This is a genomic window from Microlunatus spumicola, from assembly GCF_039536445.1.
GTDB lineage: Bacteria > Actinomycetota > Actinomycetes > Propionibacteriales > Propionibacteriaceae > Microlunatus > Microlunatus spumicola.
On sequence record NZ_BAAAYR010000004.1, the window covers coordinates 529,619 to 546,026 of the forward strand.

A 16,408-nucleotide genomic window follows, 5' to 3' on the forward strand; every position below is an offset into this window, starting at 1 on the left:
GCCTCGCCTACTCCCACTCGATGGTGCCCGGGGGCTTGCTGGTGATGTCGACGACGACGCGGTTGACCTCGCGGACCTCGTTGGTGATCCGGGTGCTGATCGACTCGAGGACCTCGTACGGGAGGCGGCTCCAGTCGGCGGTCATCGCGTCCTCGCTGGTGACGGGACGCAGCACGACGGGGTGGCCGTACGTGCGCCCGTCGCCCTGGACGCCGACCGAGCGGACGTCGGCGAGCAGGACCACCGGGAACTGCCAGACGTCGCGGTCGAGCCCGGCGGCGGTCAGCTCGGCGCGGGCCACGGCGTCGGCCGCGCGGAGGATCTCGAGGCGGTCGCGGGTGACCTCGCCGATGATCCGGATCGCGAGCCCGGGACCGGGGAAGGGGTGGCGCCAGACGATGGCCGGCGGCAGGCCGAGCTCGAGCCCGACCGCGCGCACCTCGTCCTTGAACAGCGTGCGCAGCGGCTCGACCAGCGCGAACTGCAGGTCGTCGGGCAGGCCGCCCACGTTGTGGTGGCTCTTGATGTTGGCCGCGCCCTCGCCGCCGCCGGACTCGACGACGTCGGGGTAGAGCGTGCCCTGCACGAGGAACTCGACGTCCCCGCCGTCGGCCTCCCCCGCCCGCTCGACGACGCCACGCGCGGCGGCCTCGAACGTCCGGATGAACTCCCGCCCGATGATCTTGCGCTTGGTCTCGGGGTCGGTCACGCCCGCGAGCGCGTCGAGGAACTGGTCGGCCGCGTCGGCGACGACGAGGTCGACCCCGGTCGCAGCGACGAAGTCCCGTTCGACCTGCTCGGCCTCGCCGGCCCGGAGCAGGCCGTGGTCGACGAACACGCAGGTGAGCTGGTCGCCGACCGCGCGCTGCACGAGCGCGGCGGCCACGGCGGAGTCGACGCCCCCGGACAGCCCGCAGATCACGCGCTTGTCGCCGACCTGGGCGCGGACGGCCGCGATCGCGTCGTCGAGGATGCTGGCCGGCGTCCAGTCCGGCTTGCAGCCGGCGATGTCGAAGAGGAACTGCTCCAGCACCTTCTGGCCCGCCTGGGTGTGCAGGACCTCCGGGTGCCACTGGACGCCCGCGAACCCGCGGTCGGTGTCCTCGAACGCGGCGATCGGCGCCCCGGCCGACCCGGCCAGCGCGGTGAACCCGGGCGGCGCCGACTCGACCGAGTCGCCGTGGCTCATCCAGACGGCCAGCTCGTCGGGCAGGCCCTGCAGGAGGGTTCCGGGGACGTCGACGCGGGCCTTGGTCCGGCCGAACTCGCTCAGTCCCGTACGGGCGACGTCGCCGCCGAGCGCGGAGGCCATGGCCTGGAACCCGTAGCAGATCCCGAACGCGGGGACCCCGGACGAGAAGAGGGCGCTGTCGACCTGCGGGGCGCCCGGCGCGTACACGGACTGCGGTCCGCCGCTGAGGATGATCGCCTTGGGGCGGCGGGCCATGATCTGCTCGACCGTGGCCGTGTGCGGCATGATCTCGGAGAAGACCCGGGCCTCGCGGACGCGGCGCGCGATCAGCTGCGCGTACTGGGCGCCGAAGTCGATCACCACCACCAGGTCGTGGTCCCCCACCGCCTGCAGCGGCGTCGGCTCGGTCGGGTCGGTCGTGCTCATGCGGACGTCCTTCTCTCGCGGGCGAGGACCGAGTCTAGGGGTGCGGCCGGACGGCACGGGACGACGTCCTCGAGGCGCACGACGACGGGCCGGCTGGTCCTCAGACCGGGCTGTCCCGCAGCACGGCCTCGTGGTGCCGGACCACCTCCGCGACGATGAAGCCGAGGAACTTCTCGGCGAACTCCGGGTCGAGCCGCGCGTCCACCGCGAGGGCCCGGAGCCGGGCGATCTGCTGGGCCTCGCGGGCGGGGTCGGCGGGCGGGAGCCCGTGCGCGGCCTTGAGCACCCCGACCTGCTGCGTGACGGCGAAACGTTCCGCGAGCAGGTGGACGAGGGCGGCGTCCATGTTGTCGATGCTGTGCCGCAACCGGGCCAGCTCGGCCGCCACGTCCTGGTCCATGGCGGTCATCGTAGTGAACGTCCGGATCGGGCACCCGCCCCGCACGTCCCCCTCGGACGACCCCGTGGCGGGCCTCAGCGCCCGAGCACGGCCTCCTCGGCGTCCACCAGCCCGTAGCCGTCCACCCGCTCGAAGCCGTGTCCGAGGTCGTTGCGCAGCTCGCCGGCGGTCCGCCCGCCGCTGGTCCGCCGCACCGTGAACGTCAGCCCGTCCTTGACCTTCTTGCCCGACGGCAGCAGCGTCGCGCCACCCAGCTCGTCCGCGCCGTTGCCCTCGTCCGCCGTGCCGTCGCCGGAGCGGGCCAGGTCGCGGTCGACGCCGAACTCGAGCCGGTCGCCCCGCTCGAGGCCCTTGGCGAAGGTCAGCACGAGCCGGCGGTAGCGGCCGTCGCCCGTCGGACCCTCGTACGCCGCGGAGACGGTGGACGCCTTCAGCCCGCCGGCGGTCGAGCCGATCGTGAAGGGGAACCCGACGTCGCCGCGCGGACCGGTGGCGTCGTACGGACGGGGGTCGAAGACGACACCCGCCGAGGGGGAGGTCCCCTGCAGTCCGAGCGCGCTGGGGCTCGCCGTGGACCCGTCGAGGGTGACCGAGCGCATCGTCTTCCCGGTCCGGTTGCGCAGCGTGAAGAAGTGCGTGTCCGTCATCGACCCCGGCACCCGGCCGGTCTCCGGGGACTGCGCCCCCTCGGCGCCCAGCGTGACGCCGGCGGCCTTCCCCTCGGCCGCGAACGGGTCCCGGTCGTGCGCGTACGCGGCGTCCTGCAGCCGCTCGCGCAGCTCGACGGGGGTGAGGGTCGCGCCCTTCCGGGCCGCCTGCTGCACCACGAGGGCCGCGATCCCCGCGACGTGTGGGGCGGCGGCGCTGGTGCCGAAGAAGTTCGGTGCGTCGTCGGCGTCGGCCGGGCTGTCGGCGCCGAAGAAGGTGGTGTCCGTGCCGTCGGCCCCGGCGACCTGCGGGACCTTGCGCGGCCGGTCGCGCGCCGGGAGCCGGCGGCCGGCCGAGTCGTAGGTGACCGTGAGCGTCCCGCCCACCGCGGTGTAGGGCTCGGGCAGGAAGGGGCCGAACGGGTCGTACGCCGCCACCGCCGTCGCCCCACGGGCCGTCGCGTGGCCGAAGACGCCGGCGTCGCCCGGGTCGACGTGCTCGGCGAGCTCGGCGTCGCCGAAGAGGACCGTGCGCAGCCGGTGCGCCCCGACCGCGCCGGTCCCGGACCGGCTGACGACCATCTGCACCTCGGGCAGGCCGGAGATCGGCAGCAGCTCCAGGGGACGCCCGGTGGCCGCGTTCACGTCGGCCGCGTCGCCGAGGAAGGTGCCGTCCGGGCCGAAGAGCAGCACGTTGAGGTCGGTGGTGACGCCCGACGGCTCCTCGACCGGGCTGACGTCGACCGTGAAGTCGCCCGTCTCGCCCTCGTAGCCGGAGACGTCGACCCGGTACGCCCCCGCCTGGTCCAGCTCGGCCGCGAACGTCTCCGAGCTGCCGGTGTCGGAGGTGGCGAGCACGGTGCCGTCGGGCGCGGTGACCGTCATGACGAGGTCCGTGGTGCCGCTGGGGATGCCGTCCGCCCGGAACTGGACGGTCTTCCCCTCCTGCTCGTCGGTCGGGGTGAAGGCGAAGGTGGCGGTGCGCTCGGCGCTCGTGATCGTGCCGGAGCCGGAGAACCACGGCCGGCCGAGGGTGGGGCCGTCGAGGTCGACGGGGTCGTCCCACTGCAGGTCGATCAGCCCGCCGTCCGGCCCGAGCGCCAGGTTCTGGGCGACGTCGACTCCGCTGCCCTGCTTCAGGTCGACGAACCCGCCGTCGTACAGGGCGGGGTCGACGGCACGGAGATCGAGGTTCGACCCCTTCACCGCGTCGTCCACGTCCACGAGGCGCAGCGGGGCGTCCCACGCCTGGTTGCTGCCCTGGTTGCCGGCCGAGGTGACGTAGTGGACGCCCTGCCCGGCGACGTCGTCGACGGCGTCGCTGAGGATGCCGTCGGAGAACATCGGCTCGTCGAAGTAGGCGATGTCGTCGACGACGACGTCCGCGCCGCAGGGGCCCTGCGGGTCGGCGAGGCGGCGGATGTTCTCGGCGAACTGCACCTCCCCGACCTGCGCGCTCGCGAAGCAGAGCCTGGCGGCGGGCGCCACGTCGTGAGCGATCTGCAGCATCGCGCGGCCCTCGTCGAGCCCGCCGAGGCCGCGGTCGTCGAGCACGACCACCGGGTCGGGGTGGGCCGCGTTCCCGGGGCCGGGCAGGTCGCCGCTCGCCACGTCGTCCGCGGCGTGCACGGTGAGGGGCTGCCCGGTGACGGTGCGGGTGGCGGTGTCGTACGAGTCGGACAGGGCGCCGATGGTGACGCCGGCTCCGTCGACGCCGGAACGCTGGACCCGGTCCACGCGCTGCAGCGCGACGCCCTGCGACGTGACGTCACCGACGCTCGCCCGCGGCCGGACCGCCTGCGCCAGGCTGCCGCGACCCGCGAGGCCGGCGAGGGCCGGGACGTCCGCCGGCCCGACGAACCCCTCGAGGGTGCCGCGCCCCGGGTCGACGGCCTGCACCACCAGGCCCGCCGCCTCCGCGGCACGACGGAAGCCCGCGCGGTCCACGCCCGCCTGCGGGGTCAGGTCGACCAGCACCCGACCCTCGGCGTCGCGGACGGCCAGCGACTCCTGGTCGACCCGCAGGCCGCTCGGACGCTGCCGGCCGGACCGGGCGTTCGGGCTCGCCGTGGGGGTTCCGGGCTTGTTCATCGGGGCGAGTAGGCGGCCGAGGCCGTTGCCGAGCGTCCGGTCGACCTTGCGGTACGCCGCGGGCGTCGACGGTGCGGCCTCGGTGGCGGTCGGCACGGTCACGACCGTCACCCCGACGACGACGCCGGCCAGGACGGCCGCCCACGCGCGTGCTGCAGGCATGGTTCTCCCTTGATCGCCCCGCCGGTTGACGCGGACGACGCTAAGGGAGTTCGGGCAATTCTGCTGGGGGTTCTCTTAATGCCCCGGGGGTTCTCCTGATGCCTCAGAGGCGGTCGAGCACGACCTCGACGCGCTGGAACTCCTTGACGTCGGAGTAGCCGGTGGTGGCCATCGCCTTGCGCAGGGCACCCACGAGGTTCATGGTGCCGTCCGGGACGGTGGACGGGCCGAGCAGGATCTGCTCGAGCGTCCCGACCGTGCCGTAGTGCACCCGCTCGCCGCGCGGCAGCGTCGCGTGCCACGCCTCGGGGCCCCAGTGGAACCCGCGTCCCGGGGCCTCCTCGGCCTTGGCCAGCGGCGAGCCCACCATGACGGCGTCCGCGCCGCAGGCGATCGCCTTCGCGATGTCGCCGGAACGGCCGACCGAGCCGTCCGCGATGACGTGCACGTAGCGGCCGCCGGACTCGTCGAGGTAGTCGCGGCGGGCGGCCGCGACGTCGGACGTGGCCGAGGCCATCGGGACGGCGACGCCGAGCACCGACCGCGTGGTGTCCGCCGCTCCCCCGCCGAAGCCGACGAGCACGCCGGCCGCACCGGTGCGCATCAGGTGCAGCGCGGCCTGGTAGGTCGCGCAGCCGCCGACGATCACGGGGACGTCGAGGTCGTAGATGAACTGCTTGAGGTTCAGGGGCTCGACGTCGCGCGAGACGTGCTCGGCGGAGACCGTCGTGCCGCGGATGACGAAGAAGTCGACGCCCGAGTCGACGACGTGCTTGGCGTAGGCCTGGGTGTTCTGCGGCGAGAGCGCGCCCGCGGCGACGACCCCGGCGGCCCGGATCTCGGCGATCCGCGCCCCGATCAGCTCGGGCTTGATCGGCTCGGCGTAGATCTCCTGCATCGCCCGCGTCGCCGCGGCGGGGTCGGGCTCGGCGGTGATCGCCTCCAGCAGCGGTTCCGGGTCCTCGTAGCGGGTCCACAGGCCCTCGAGGTTCAGCACGCCCAGCCCGCCGAGGCGGCCGAGCAGGATCGCCGTCTGCGGCGACATCACCGAGTCCATCGGCGCGGCCAGCAGCGGGAACTCGAACGTCCCGGCGTCGATGCGCCAGGCCAGCGACACCTCCTCGTCCCCCCGCGTACGCCGCGAGGGCACGATCGACACGTCGTCGAACGCGTACGCCTGCTGGGCCCGCTTGTTCCGCCCGATCTCGACCACCATGGGCCCCATCCTCCTGCATCGCCCGCACCGACCGCGAACCTGCGCCACCCCACGGGCGCTCGCCGGGCCCGCCCTGCCGCGAGCGCTGCGCGTTAGCCGTGCGTCAGCCGTGCGTACGAGTCCCAGGAGTTTCACGTAAACGTGAAAGTCCGGTACTCACCACGGCAGATCTGCCGTGCAGAGCAGAGGTCTTTCACGTAAACGTGAAAGTCCTGTGACGCGACGGACGAGCAGCGTGAGCTCTCAGCCGGAGTAGTTGGGCGCCTCGACGGTCATCTGGATGTCGTGGGGGTGGGACTCGCGGAGGCCGGCGGAGGTGATCCGGACGAAGGAGCCGCGCTCCTGGAGCTGCGGGATCGTGGCGGCGCCGGTGTAGAACATCGACTGCCGCAGGCCGCCGACGAGCTGGTACGCCACGGCCGCGAGCGGGCCGCGGTAGGGCACCTGGCCCTCGATGCCCTCGGCGATCAGGTTGGAGTCCGAGGTGACGTCGCCCTGGAAGTAGCGGTCCTTGGAGTAGGACGCCGAGCGCCCGCGGGAGGCCATGGCGCCGAGCGAGCCCATGCCCCGGTAGGTCTTGAACTGCTTGCCGTTCACGAAGATCAGCTGACCCGGGCTCTCGTCGCAGCCGGCGAGCAGCGAGCCCAGCATCACGGTGTCCGCGCCGGCCACGAGGGCCTTGGCGATGTCGCCGGAGTACTGCAGGCCGCCGTCGCCGATCAGCGGAACTCCCGCCGGGCCGCACGCGCGGGCGGCGTTGTGGATCGCGGTGACCTGGGGGACGCCCACGCCGGCGACGACGCGGGTGGTGCAGATCGAGCCCGGCCCGACGCCGACCTTGACGCCGTCGACGCCCGCCTCGACGAGGGCCTTGGCCCCCGCGTACGTCGCGACGTTGCCGCCGACGACGTCCACGTGCGCGGCCGTCGGCTCGGCCTTGAGGCGGCGCACCATCTCGAGCACGCCCTGCGAGTGGCCGTGGGCGGTGTCGACGACGAGCAGGTCCACGCCCTCCTCGACCAGCGACATCGCGCGCTTCCACGAGTCGCCGAAGAAGCCGACCGCCGCGCCGACGCGGAGCCGGCCCTGGTCGTCCTTGCTGGCGTCCGGGTACTGGTCGGCCTTGACGAAGTCCTTGAGCGTGATCAGGCCGCGCAGCCGGCCGCCGGCGTCGACGAGCGGCAGCTTCTCGATCTTGTGCGTGGCGAGCAGCCGCATGGCGTCCTCGCCCTTGATGCCGACCTCGCCGGTGACGAGCGGCATCGGGGTCATGACGTCGCGGACCAGGCGGGACGCGTCGCTCTCGAAGCGCATGTCGCGGTTGGTGACGATCCCGAGCAGGCGCAGGTCGCGGTCGACGACGGGGACGCCGGAGATGCGGTAGCGCCCGCAGAGTGCGTCGGCCTCGCCGATGGTCGCGTCCGGGGAGATGGTGATCGGCTCGTCGACCATGCCGGCCTCGGAGCGCTTGACCACGTCGACCTGGTGGGCCTGGTCCTCGATCGACAGGTTGCGGTGGATGATCCCGAGCCCGCCGTGCCGGGCGATGGCCACGGCCATCCGGGACTCGGTGACCGTGTCCATCGGCGAGGAGATCAGCGGGACCTTGACCTGGATCCGCTTGGACACCCAGGTCGAGGTGTCGGCCTCGGAGGGGATGACGTCGCTCTCGTACGGCTGGAGCAGGACGTCGTCGAAGGTCAGGCCGAGCGCCGCGAACGGGGCGGGCACCCCGGGTCCGGAGGCCCAGTCGTCGTGGTCGGGCTGCGGGGCCTCACGGCCTCCGTCGCCGGAGGGCTGGTGTCCGGGGAACAACGGCACGGCACATTCCTTCTCGCACGGGCGGAGGTCCCACTCTAGCCGCGCGCGGAGGCCGGCCCGGTCCCGCGGACGGGCGGCCGGGCCTCAGGCCGGGACGCGCGCCGGGGTGCGGGCCGGGGACGTGGGCAGCGGCCCGCTCCCCCGCCGCCCGGCGCCGACGCACCCTGCTCGCGTGGGCACACCGGGAGGGGTGTGCGGACGCGGGCAGGGCGCGACGACGACCACGGACGGGCGTTGGTGCGGGCGACCGGGTCTCAGGCCGCGACCCGGACGTCCGGCCGGGTCGTCGCCCGGTCGGAGAAGCGCTCGCGGTGGTCGGCGGAGTCCGCCACCAGCCGACGCAGGCGGGTGAGCGCGCGGTGCTGGGTGACGCGGACGGCGTTGGCGGTCAGGCCGACGATCGCGCCGACCTCGTCCGCGCTGAGGCCCTCGGCGCGCAGCCGGACGACCTGGGCCATCCGCGGGGGGAGCCGCTCGAGCAGCGCAAGCGCGGCCTCGACGTCCGAGCGGACCATGGTCTGCTGCTCCGGGCCGAGCGCCGGCTCGGCCTGCTCCGGCAGCTCCTCCACGACGTGGACGGGGGTCCGTGCGTAGCGGCGCTGGGCGTCGGCGACCTTGTTCGAGGCGATCGCGTAGACGAGCGCGGCGAAGGGCGCACCGTGGTCCTGGTAGCGCGGCAGCACGTCCACGACGGCGAGGCAGACCTCCTGGGTGACGTCCTCGGCCACCTCGGCGCCGCCGCTGTACGTCGACAGGCGGGCCCGGGTGTAGCGGTGGACGGCCTTGCGGACCGCCGTGATGAGCAGGTTCATCGCGACGACCTCCCCGGCGCGTGCACGGGCGACGAGGTCGTGGTCTGAGAGGGCCTGGCTGAGGTCGGTGTTCGGCACCGGAACTCCATTCACTCCCCGAGTGGATGGTTAGCTGGTACGAGCTCCCGTGGCACCCTGGGCCCCCGCCGAGGTGATCACAGGTCCTGCGAGGTCACGAGCTGACCTGAGTCCTGCTTGAAGGATCCCCCGACCGCTTCATGGTCAATTCTCAATGACTAACGTTGTCATACGTACCAATTTCGTGCATCGTTACCAACTTGTGATTGTTCACCTGTTGCGTTACTTGACTGGCCGCTTTTCACAGCCGGCGTGCTACTCAGCGGGACGGTCCTCGTCACGGGTGCACCTCTCGGCCGGGCCGACCTCCCAGCCGCTGCACCTCTCGACCGCCCGGACCTCCCGGCGGGTGTACCTCTCGACCGCCCGGCCCTCGCGACCGGTGAGCGGCGCGACCGCCTGACGAACCCCACGCCGACCTCCGCGTACGCGGGCCCGCAGCAGCCCCCGGAACGCGGACGAGGCCGCCCCGCCGGGTGGCGGGACGGCCTCGTTCGGGCGTTCGAGCTCCAGGCTCGGACCTGGGGTCAGTGCGAGTGACCCCCACCGGCCGGAGCCGGCTCCTCCTCCTCGGGCTTCTCCACCACGAGGGTCTCGGTGGTGAGCAGCAGCGCGGCGATCGAGGCGGCGTTGGCCAGCGCGGAGCGCGTGACCTTGACCGGGTCGATGACGCCCGCGGCGATGAGGTCGACGTACTCGTCGGTGGCCGCGTTGTAGCCCGAGCCGGGCTCCATCTCGGCGACCTTCGCGGTGACGACGTAGCCCTGGACGCCACCGTTCTCGGCGATCCAGCGCAGCGGCTCGACGGCCGAGCGGCGGACGATCCCGACGCCGGTCTTCTCGTCGCCCGTCAGGCCGAGGTCACCCTCGAGCGCCTTGACGGCGTGGATGAGGGCGGAGCCGCCACCGGCGACGATGCCCTCCTCGATGGCCGCACGCGTCGCGGACACGGCGTCCTCGATGCGGTGCTTCTTCTCCTTGAGCTCGACCTCGGTGGCCGCGCCGACCTTGATCACGCAGACGCCGCCGGCGAGCTTGGCGACCCGCTCCTGCAGCTTCTCGCGGTCCCAGTCGGAGTCGGTCCGCTCGATCTCGGAGGAGAGCTGGGCGACGCGCGCCTTGACGGCGTCACCCTCCCCCGCACCGTCGACGATCGTGGTGTTGTCCTTGGTCACCACGACGCGGCGGGCACGGCCCAGCACCTCGAGGCCGACCTGGTCGAGCTTGAGCCCGACCTCGGGCGCCACGACGGTGCCGCCGGTGAGGATCGCGATGTCCTCGAGCATGGCCTTGCGACGGTCACCGAACGCCGGCGCCTTGACGGCGACCGAGGTGAACGTGCCGCGGATCTTGTTCACGACCAGCGTGGAGAGCGCCTCGCCGTCGACGTCCTCGGCCACCACGAAGAGGGTGCCGGACGCGCCGATGACCTTCTCCAGCAGCGGGAGCAGGTCGGTCATCGAGGAGATCTTGCCGGAGTTGATCAGGATGTAGGGGTTGTCGAGGACAGCCTCCATCCGCTCCGGGTCGGTCACGAAGTACGGCGACAGGTAACCCTTGTCGAACTGCATGCCCTCGGTGAACTCGAGCTCCGTGCCCATGGTGTTGGACTCGTCGACGGTGATGACGCCGTCCTTGCCGACCTTGTCGAACGCGTCGGCGATGAGCGCGCCGATCTCGGCGTCACGCGCCGAGATGGTGGCCACCGACGCCATGTCGGAGGTCGTCTGGATCTCGCGGGCGTCGGCGTGCAGGCGCTCGGTCACGGCCGCCACGGCCGCGTCGATGCCGCGCTTGAGGCCGACCGGGTTGGCCCCGGACGCGACGGCGCGGAGGCCTTCGTGCACGAGGGCCTGGGCGAGGACGGTCGCGGTCGTCGTGCCGTCACCGGCGACGTCGTTGGTCTTGGTCGCGACCTCCTTGGCGAGCTGCGCGCCGAGGTTCTCGTACGGGTCGTCGAGCTCGACCTCACGGGCGACGGTCACGCCGTCGTTCGTGATCGTGGGGGCGCCCCACTTCTTGTCGAGGACGACGTAGCGGCCCTTCGGGCCGAGCGTGACCTTCACGGTGTTGGCGAGGATGTCGACGCCACGCTCGAGAGAGCGGCGCGCCTCCTCGTCGAACTGGAGGATCTTGGCCATGTGTGCTGTTCCTCTGTCCTGGGTCTTCGGCTGCTGCCGGACTTACTTGGTGACGACCGCGAGGATGTCGCGGGCGTTCAGCAGCAGCAGGTCGTTGCCGTCGTAGCGCACCTCGGTGCCGCCGTACTTGCTGAAGATGACGACGTCACCCTCGGCGACGTCCAGCGGGACGCGCTGGCCGTTGTCGTCGATGCGGCCGGGGCCGGTCGCGATGACCTTGCCCTCCTGCGGCTTCTCCTTGGCGGTGTCCGGGATGACCAGACCGAAGGAGGTGGTGGTCTCTGCTTCGAGCGGCTGGACGAGGATGCGGTCCTCGAGCGGCTTGATCGTGCTGGCCACGTCAGGCCCCTTTCACGTGTGTACGGATGAACGGGTGTAGGTGGCCGGGACGTCGTCGCGGTGCCGTCCCGTCCGCCGGCGCTGACCGTCGGCCGGCGCTGGCACACTCCTGTCCGGAGTGCTAATCCGACATTAGCACTCGCCCAGACGGAGTGCCAGAACGAGCGACCCGGGCGCGGGTACGTGAACGGCCCCGGGTCGAGGGGATCCGGGGCCGCACGTCGGCTCCACCTCCGGGGGGCAGGAGGCAGGCACGACCGGCGCGGACGGACCCCGTGTGCACGACGGGGGTCACGCGCCGGTACCAATTGTGACGACCTGTGTGCGAATAGCCAAACGATGCGGTGCGCTTCACACCGCCGGAGGCAGCCGCGTCACCACGAGGGCGACGGCGCCCTCCGGCGTCCGGCTCAGCAGCAGCGTCGCCGCCGCGGACCCCTTCGGCCGGAGGTCGCGGCGCAGCTGCGCGGGGTCGACGTCCAGGCCCCGGCGCTTGACCTCGAGCCGGCCGACACCCGCCTCCCGCACCCAGCGGCGCAGGACCTTCTGGTCGTACGGGAGCACGCGCTCGACGGCGAACGCGGTGGCGTACGGCGTCGCGACGAACGTGTCGGCGGTGAGGTAGGCGATCTGCTCGTCGAGCAGGCCCGCGCCGAGCCGGTCGCCGAGGACGCCGACGACACCCGCCCGGATCACCGCACCGTCCGGCTCGTAGACGTACGCGCCGGGCGGGCGGACCGGCGGCCGGCCGCCCTCGGCGACGAGGCGGAGGCCGGGCCAGAGCAGGGCGCTGCGCCGTCCCGGGGTGCTGCCGGGACCGCTCCAGACGCCCACCTCGACGACGTCGCCGTGGTGGCTCACCCACTCGGCCTCGGCTTCGGGCGGCACGAGGGCGTGCGGCAGCGCGGGCCCCAGCTTGAGCCCGAGGGCCCGGCCGTCCTCGGCCAGCGCGAGGAGCGAGATGAGGTCGGGGCTGAAGTCCTGGGCCCGCCACACGCGGCCGCGGGCGTCCCGGCGGGCGGGGTCGGCGAACACCCCGGCGCCCGGCTCGACGCCGGCCGCCAGCACGTCCGCCACGTCGGCGACGACCACCTCCGCCCGGACCCGGCCGCCGGTCGCGGCGACCGCGACGGCGAGGTTCGCGCGGGCCACGTCGGCCGTCGCCGGGTCCCGCTCGACGGCTACGACGTCGAGCCCGGCCCGGACGAACGCCGACGCGTCGGACGCGACGCCGCAGCCCAGGTCGACCACGCGGGAGACGCCGGCCGCCACGAAGCGGGCGGCGTGCAGGTCGGCGACCTGCGGACGGGTGGCCTGCTCGAGGCCCTCGCGCGTGAACCACAGCGCGCCGGCCGCGTCACCGAACTTGGCCCGGGCCCGGCGCCGCAGCGTCACCTGGGTCAGCGCGGCCGCCGCGAGCTCGGGCCCGAAGCGCGCGCGCAGCCGGGTGCCCGCGCCGAGCGAACCGGGGTCCGCCTCGGCCTCCGCCGCGGCCAGGACCTCCGGCGTGAGCCCGTACGGCAACCGTGTCACCACCGCCGCCCCCTTCCCCTCGGACTCACCCCTGTCGCCTCTCCCCTGTCCCCCTCGCCCCTGCCCCCTTCCTCTGGCTGACCAGTGGTCACTTCGGAGCGCCCGACGGAGCCCCCGCGCCCCCGGACCGACCAGTGGTCACGAGGGTCGAGCGGCAGGAGGCGGTGGGTGCGGGCAGGAGGGTCAGACCAGGACGCGGGAGACCGGGAGGGACGAGTCGGCGCCGAGCTCGGGTCCCGACGGGCGACCGCCGGCGTTCACCACCTCGGCCCCGAGGACGGCGATCATGGCGCCGTTGTCCGTGCAGAGCCCGGGCCGCGGGGTCCGCAGGGTCACGCCGGCCGCGTCCGCCCGTTCGGCGAGCAGGGAGCGGAGGCGGCCGTTCGCAGCCACGCCGCCGCCGATCAGCAGGTGCTTCGCGCCGGTCGCGGCGCAGGCGTCGATCGCCTTCGCGGTCAGGACGTCGCAGACCGCCTCCTGGAAGCTCGCCGCGACGTCGGGCAGCGGCACGTCCAGCCCGTCCCGCTCCCGGGTCTCGACCCAGCGCGCGACGGCGCTCTTGAGCCCGGAGAAGGAGAAGTCGAACCGGTGCCGCTCGAGGTCGCGCCCCGAGGTCAGCCCCCGCGGGAAGGCGATCGCGCGCGGGTCGCCGGTCGCCGCCGCACGGTCCACCACCGGTCCCCCGGGGTAGGGCAGGCCGAGGAGGCGCGCGACCTTGTCGTACGCCTCCCCCGCCGCGTCGTCGATGGTCGAGCCGAGCTCGACGATGCCGCGCCCGGCGACGCCCGCGATGTCGTCGACCAGCAGCAGCGAGGTGTGCCCGCCGGAGACGAGCAGCGCCACGCAGGGGGTGGGCAGCGGCCCGTGCTCGAGCAGGTCGACGGCGACGTGGCCGGCGAGGTGGTTGACCCCGTAGAGCGGCTTGTCCAGCGCGAACGCCAGCGCCTTCGCCGCGGCGACGCCGACGACCAGCGCGCCCATCAGCCCGGGCCCGGCGGTGACGGCGATGGCGTCGACCTCGGTCAGGTCCACGTCCGCCGTGGCGCAGGCCCGCTCGAGCGTCGGCAGCATCGCCTCGAGGTGCGCGCGGCTGGCGATCTCCGGGACCACCCCGCCGAACCGCGCGTGCTCCTCGACGCTCGAGGCGACCTCGTTGGCGAGCAGCTCGTGACCGCGGACGATCCCGACGCCCGTCTCGTCGCAGGAGGACTCGATGCCGAGCACCAAGGGGCCGGTCACGAACGCTCCTCCGTCAGGTCGGGTCCGCCCGACAGTGCTTCCGCACCGCGGACGTCGGCTCGCTCGGCCTGCAGGTCCGCCTCGGTCTCCTCGACGGCCCGGGCGAACCGCCCCGGCCAGGTCTCCAGGTCGTACAGGCGCAGGATGAGGGCGTCGCGGCCGGTGCCGTAGTAGTCGCGCCGGACGCGCACCTGCTCGAACCCGAGCCGCTGGTAGAGCGCGATGGCGCCGAGGTTGGTGTACTCGACCTCGAGCATCACCAGGCGCGCGCCGAGGTGCTGCACGGCGAGCAGCCCGGCGCGGACCATGCGCAGGGCGAGGCCCTGGCGGCGGTACGCCGGCGCGACGACGACGCGGTGCAGGTCGGCCACCTCCCCGACCGTGCTGAGGGCGATGACGCCGGCGGGCTGGGCACCGCGGGCGAGCAGCGTCGTCCGGCCCTGCCCGAGCAGCTCGCCCGACCAGCTGCGCTCGCTCCAGCGCTCCTCGGGACCGAAGCCCTCCTCCTCCAGCCGCAGGATCGCGGGGAGGTCGTCGAGCCGGGCCGGCAGCAGGCTGAAGCGCAGCGACGCCTCGCTGGGCTCGAGGCCGGTGGCGCTCACCGGCGCACCGCCTGGCCGGGCGGCAGCCGCAGGACGGACTTGCGGCGGGCGGGCTCGGCGGCGTCGGGCCGACGGAGGTAGAGCGGTTCGGTGCCCGCGGACGGCAGGTCGAGACCGTGGGCGGCGAGCAGGCCCGCGTCGAGGGTGCGGGGACCGGGCACGGCGTCGAGCCGGTCGGCGTAGAGGTCCGCGGCCGGACCGACCGTGGGCAGGCGCGGCAAGTCGTCCGGGCTGGAGACCTCCGGACCCTGGACGCGCCGACCGTCCGCGTCGTAGCGCGCCCAGTAGACCTCTTTACGACGGGCGTCCGTGGCGACGACGAAGCCCTGTCCTGAGGGGGGACGACCCCCCACACCCCCCGATGACCTCCACTCGCTGGCGCTCGCGGAGCTCGGGTCCTGCGCCGCGGCGTGGGCCAGCGCGATCACGTCGAGGCTGCAGACGCCGTGGAGGCCGACCTTCCGGACGTGGGCCAGCACCTGGGCCGTCACGATCCCGACGCGCAGCCCCGTGAACGGTCCCGGGCCGAGCCCGACGACGACGTGGTCGACGCCGGCCAGGGAGACGCCCGCGGCCGCGAGGGTGCGGTGCACGAGCGGGACCAGCTGCTCGACGTGGGCCATCCGGTCGGTCACGCGGTCGCCGGCGAGCACGACGCCGTCGCGGGCGACGCCGACGGTGACGTCCGTCGTCGTGTCGATCGCGAGGACGAGGCCGGGACGGGGCTCAGGCACGGAGGGCCTCCTCGTCGGCGGGTGCGGTCCGGCCGAGCTCGGACAGGTCGGCGGCGGTCCAGCGGTCGCCGACGGGGCGGACGAGGGCGATGCGGCCACCCTCCGGGTCGTGCAGCAGGTCGACCTCGAGCCGGTCGTCCCAGGCGTGCTCCACGAGGCCGCGGCCCCACTCGACGACGGTGACGCTGGTCGGGGCGCTGAGGTCGAGGTCCAGGTCGTCGAGCTCTCCGGGTCCGCGCAGGCGGTACGCGTCGACGTGCACCAGCGTCGGCCGGCCGCCGGGCGTGGCGTGCACGCGCGACAGCACGAAGGTCGGCGAGATGACGGGACCCGTCACGCCGAGACCCTCGCCGAGGCCCTGGGTGAGGGTGGTCTTGCCCGCGCCGAGCTCGCCGCTGAGCACGACCAGGTCGCCGGGCCGCACCAGCTCGGCCAGGCGCCGACCGAGCGCGTGCGTGTCCTCGCCGGTGCGCAGGACGACCGCGTGCGGGAGCCGCTTGCTGAGCACGACGCCGTGAGGCGCCAGTCGCGCGACCCGGAAGCCGCGGTGGCTCCAGAACGTGATCAGCTCGCCGAACTCCTCGCGGGCGAAGAGGTCGACCCGGTGGTGGCCCTGCAGGGCGGCGAGGTCTTCCGCGGCGGCCACCATCGCCGAGGCGATGCCGTGCCGCTGGAAGTCCGGGTGCACCGACACGCGGGCGAACGTCGCCACGCCCTCGGCCGTGCTGCCGACGAGGATCGCGCCGGCGGGCCGCCCGTCGACGGAGGCGTAGACGCCACCGCCGCGGCGCAGCGCCTCGGCGATCGTCCCGACCGTCTCGGCCCCGGCCGTCGACGGCGGGTCGACGGCGGGCCGGGCGCCGAACGCGGCGTGGACGACCTCGACCATGGCCGGCGCGTCGTCCGGGGACGCCACCACCACCACGGGTTCGGGCAGGGGCACGCTCACGCCAGCGAGGTTACTCACGGGCGGAC

General features: G+C 73.8%; 13 protein-coding genes. All 13 read right to left on the reverse strand.

The annotated features are described in order from the left end of the window. Positions 1 to 7 precede the first annotated feature (7 nt). Positions 8 to 1,618: a glutamine-hydrolyzing GMP synthase gene (gene guaA, locus ABD665_RS15535; RefSeq protein ID WP_425562170.1), complete on the reverse strand. Its 1,611-nt coding sequence runs from the start codon at positions 1,616 to 1,618 to the stop codon at positions 8 to 10. A gap of 100 nt (positions 1,619 to 1,718) precedes the next feature. Beyond that, a complete protein-coding gene (locus ABD665_RS15540; protein WP_204913530.1) occupies positions 1,719 to 2,018 on the reverse strand; it encodes a chorismate mutase in 300 nt (99 codons plus the stop codon). 74 nt (positions 2,019 to 2,092) lie between these two features. Then, positions 2,093 to 4,918, reverse strand: coding sequence for a S8 family serine peptidase (locus tag ABD665_RS15545; protein WP_204913531.1), 2,826 nt, complete (start codon positions 4,916 to 4,918; stop codon positions 2,093 to 2,095). A gap of 103 nt (positions 4,919 to 5,021) precedes the next feature. Beyond that, positions 5,022 to 6,131 (reverse strand): GuaB3 family IMP dehydrogenase-related protein, encoded by a 1,110-nt coding sequence (locus ABD665_RS15550; protein WP_204914981.1) that lies wholly within the window; start codon positions 6,129 to 6,131, stop codon positions 5,022 to 5,024. 246 nt (positions 6,132 to 6,377) lie between these two features. Continuing rightward, positions 6,378 to 7,865 carry an IMP dehydrogenase gene (guaB, locus tag ABD665_RS15555; RefSeq protein ID WP_204914983.1) on the reverse strand — a complete coding sequence of 496 codons (1,488 nt, stop codon included), beginning with the start codon at positions 7,863 to 7,865 and terminating at the stop codon, positions 6,378 to 6,380. Between the two features lie 344 nt (positions 7,866 to 8,209). Further along, positions 8,210 to 8,845, reverse strand: coding sequence for a sigma-70 family RNA polymerase sigma factor (locus tag ABD665_RS15560; RefSeq protein WP_344742500.1), 636 nt, complete (start codon positions 8,843 to 8,845; stop codon positions 8,210 to 8,212). 527 nt (positions 8,846 to 9,372) lie between these two features. Further along, positions 9,373 to 10,986 (reverse strand): chaperonin GroEL, encoded by a 1,614-nt coding sequence (gene groL / locus ABD665_RS15565; protein ID WP_204913532.1) that lies wholly within the window; start codon positions 10,984 to 10,986, stop codon positions 9,373 to 9,375. Positions 10,987 to 11,028: 42 nt separating this feature from the next. After that, complete coding sequence (gene groES / locus ABD665_RS15570; protein WP_091072411.1) at positions 11,029 to 11,325, reverse strand: co-chaperone GroES; 297 nt, start codon at positions 11,323 to 11,325, stop codon at positions 11,029 to 11,031. 351 nt (positions 11,326 to 11,676) lie between these two features. Next, a complete protein-coding gene (locus ABD665_RS15575) occupies positions 11,677 to 12,861 on the reverse strand; it encodes a THUMP-like domain-containing protein (RefSeq protein ID WP_204913533.1) in 1,185 nt (394 codons plus the stop codon). A 180-nt stretch (positions 12,862 to 13,041) separates the two neighbouring features. Then, positions 13,042 to 14,097 (reverse strand): tRNA (adenosine(37)-N6)-threonylcarbamoyltransferase complex transferase subunit TsaD, encoded by a 1,056-nt coding sequence (tsaD, locus tag ABD665_RS15580; RefSeq protein WP_204913534.1) that lies wholly within the window; start codon positions 14,095 to 14,097, stop codon positions 13,042 to 13,044. Then, a complete protein-coding gene (locus ABD665_RS15585) occupies positions 14,094 to 14,699 on the reverse strand; it encodes a GNAT family N-acetyltransferase (protein WP_204913535.1) in 606 nt (201 codons plus the stop codon). Before ABD665_RS15585 ends, tsaD begins: the two co-directional genes overlap by 4 nt. Beyond that, positions 14,696 to 15,433: a tRNA (adenosine(37)-N6)-threonylcarbamoyltransferase complex dimerization subunit type 1 TsaB gene (tsaB, locus tag ABD665_RS15590; RefSeq protein ID WP_204913536.1), complete on the reverse strand. Its 738-nt coding sequence runs from the start codon at positions 15,431 to 15,433 to the stop codon at positions 14,696 to 14,698. Before tsaB ends, ABD665_RS15585 begins: the two co-directional genes overlap by 4 nt. Continuing rightward, a complete protein-coding gene (gene tsaE, locus ABD665_RS15595; RefSeq protein ID WP_344742501.1) occupies positions 15,426 to 16,382 on the reverse strand; it encodes a tRNA (adenosine(37)-N6)-threonylcarbamoyltransferase complex ATPase subunit type 1 TsaE in 957 nt (318 codons plus the stop codon). The genes tsaB and tsaE overlap by 8 nt, the downstream gene beginning before the upstream one ends. Positions 16,383 to 16,408: the final 26 nt, after the last annotated feature.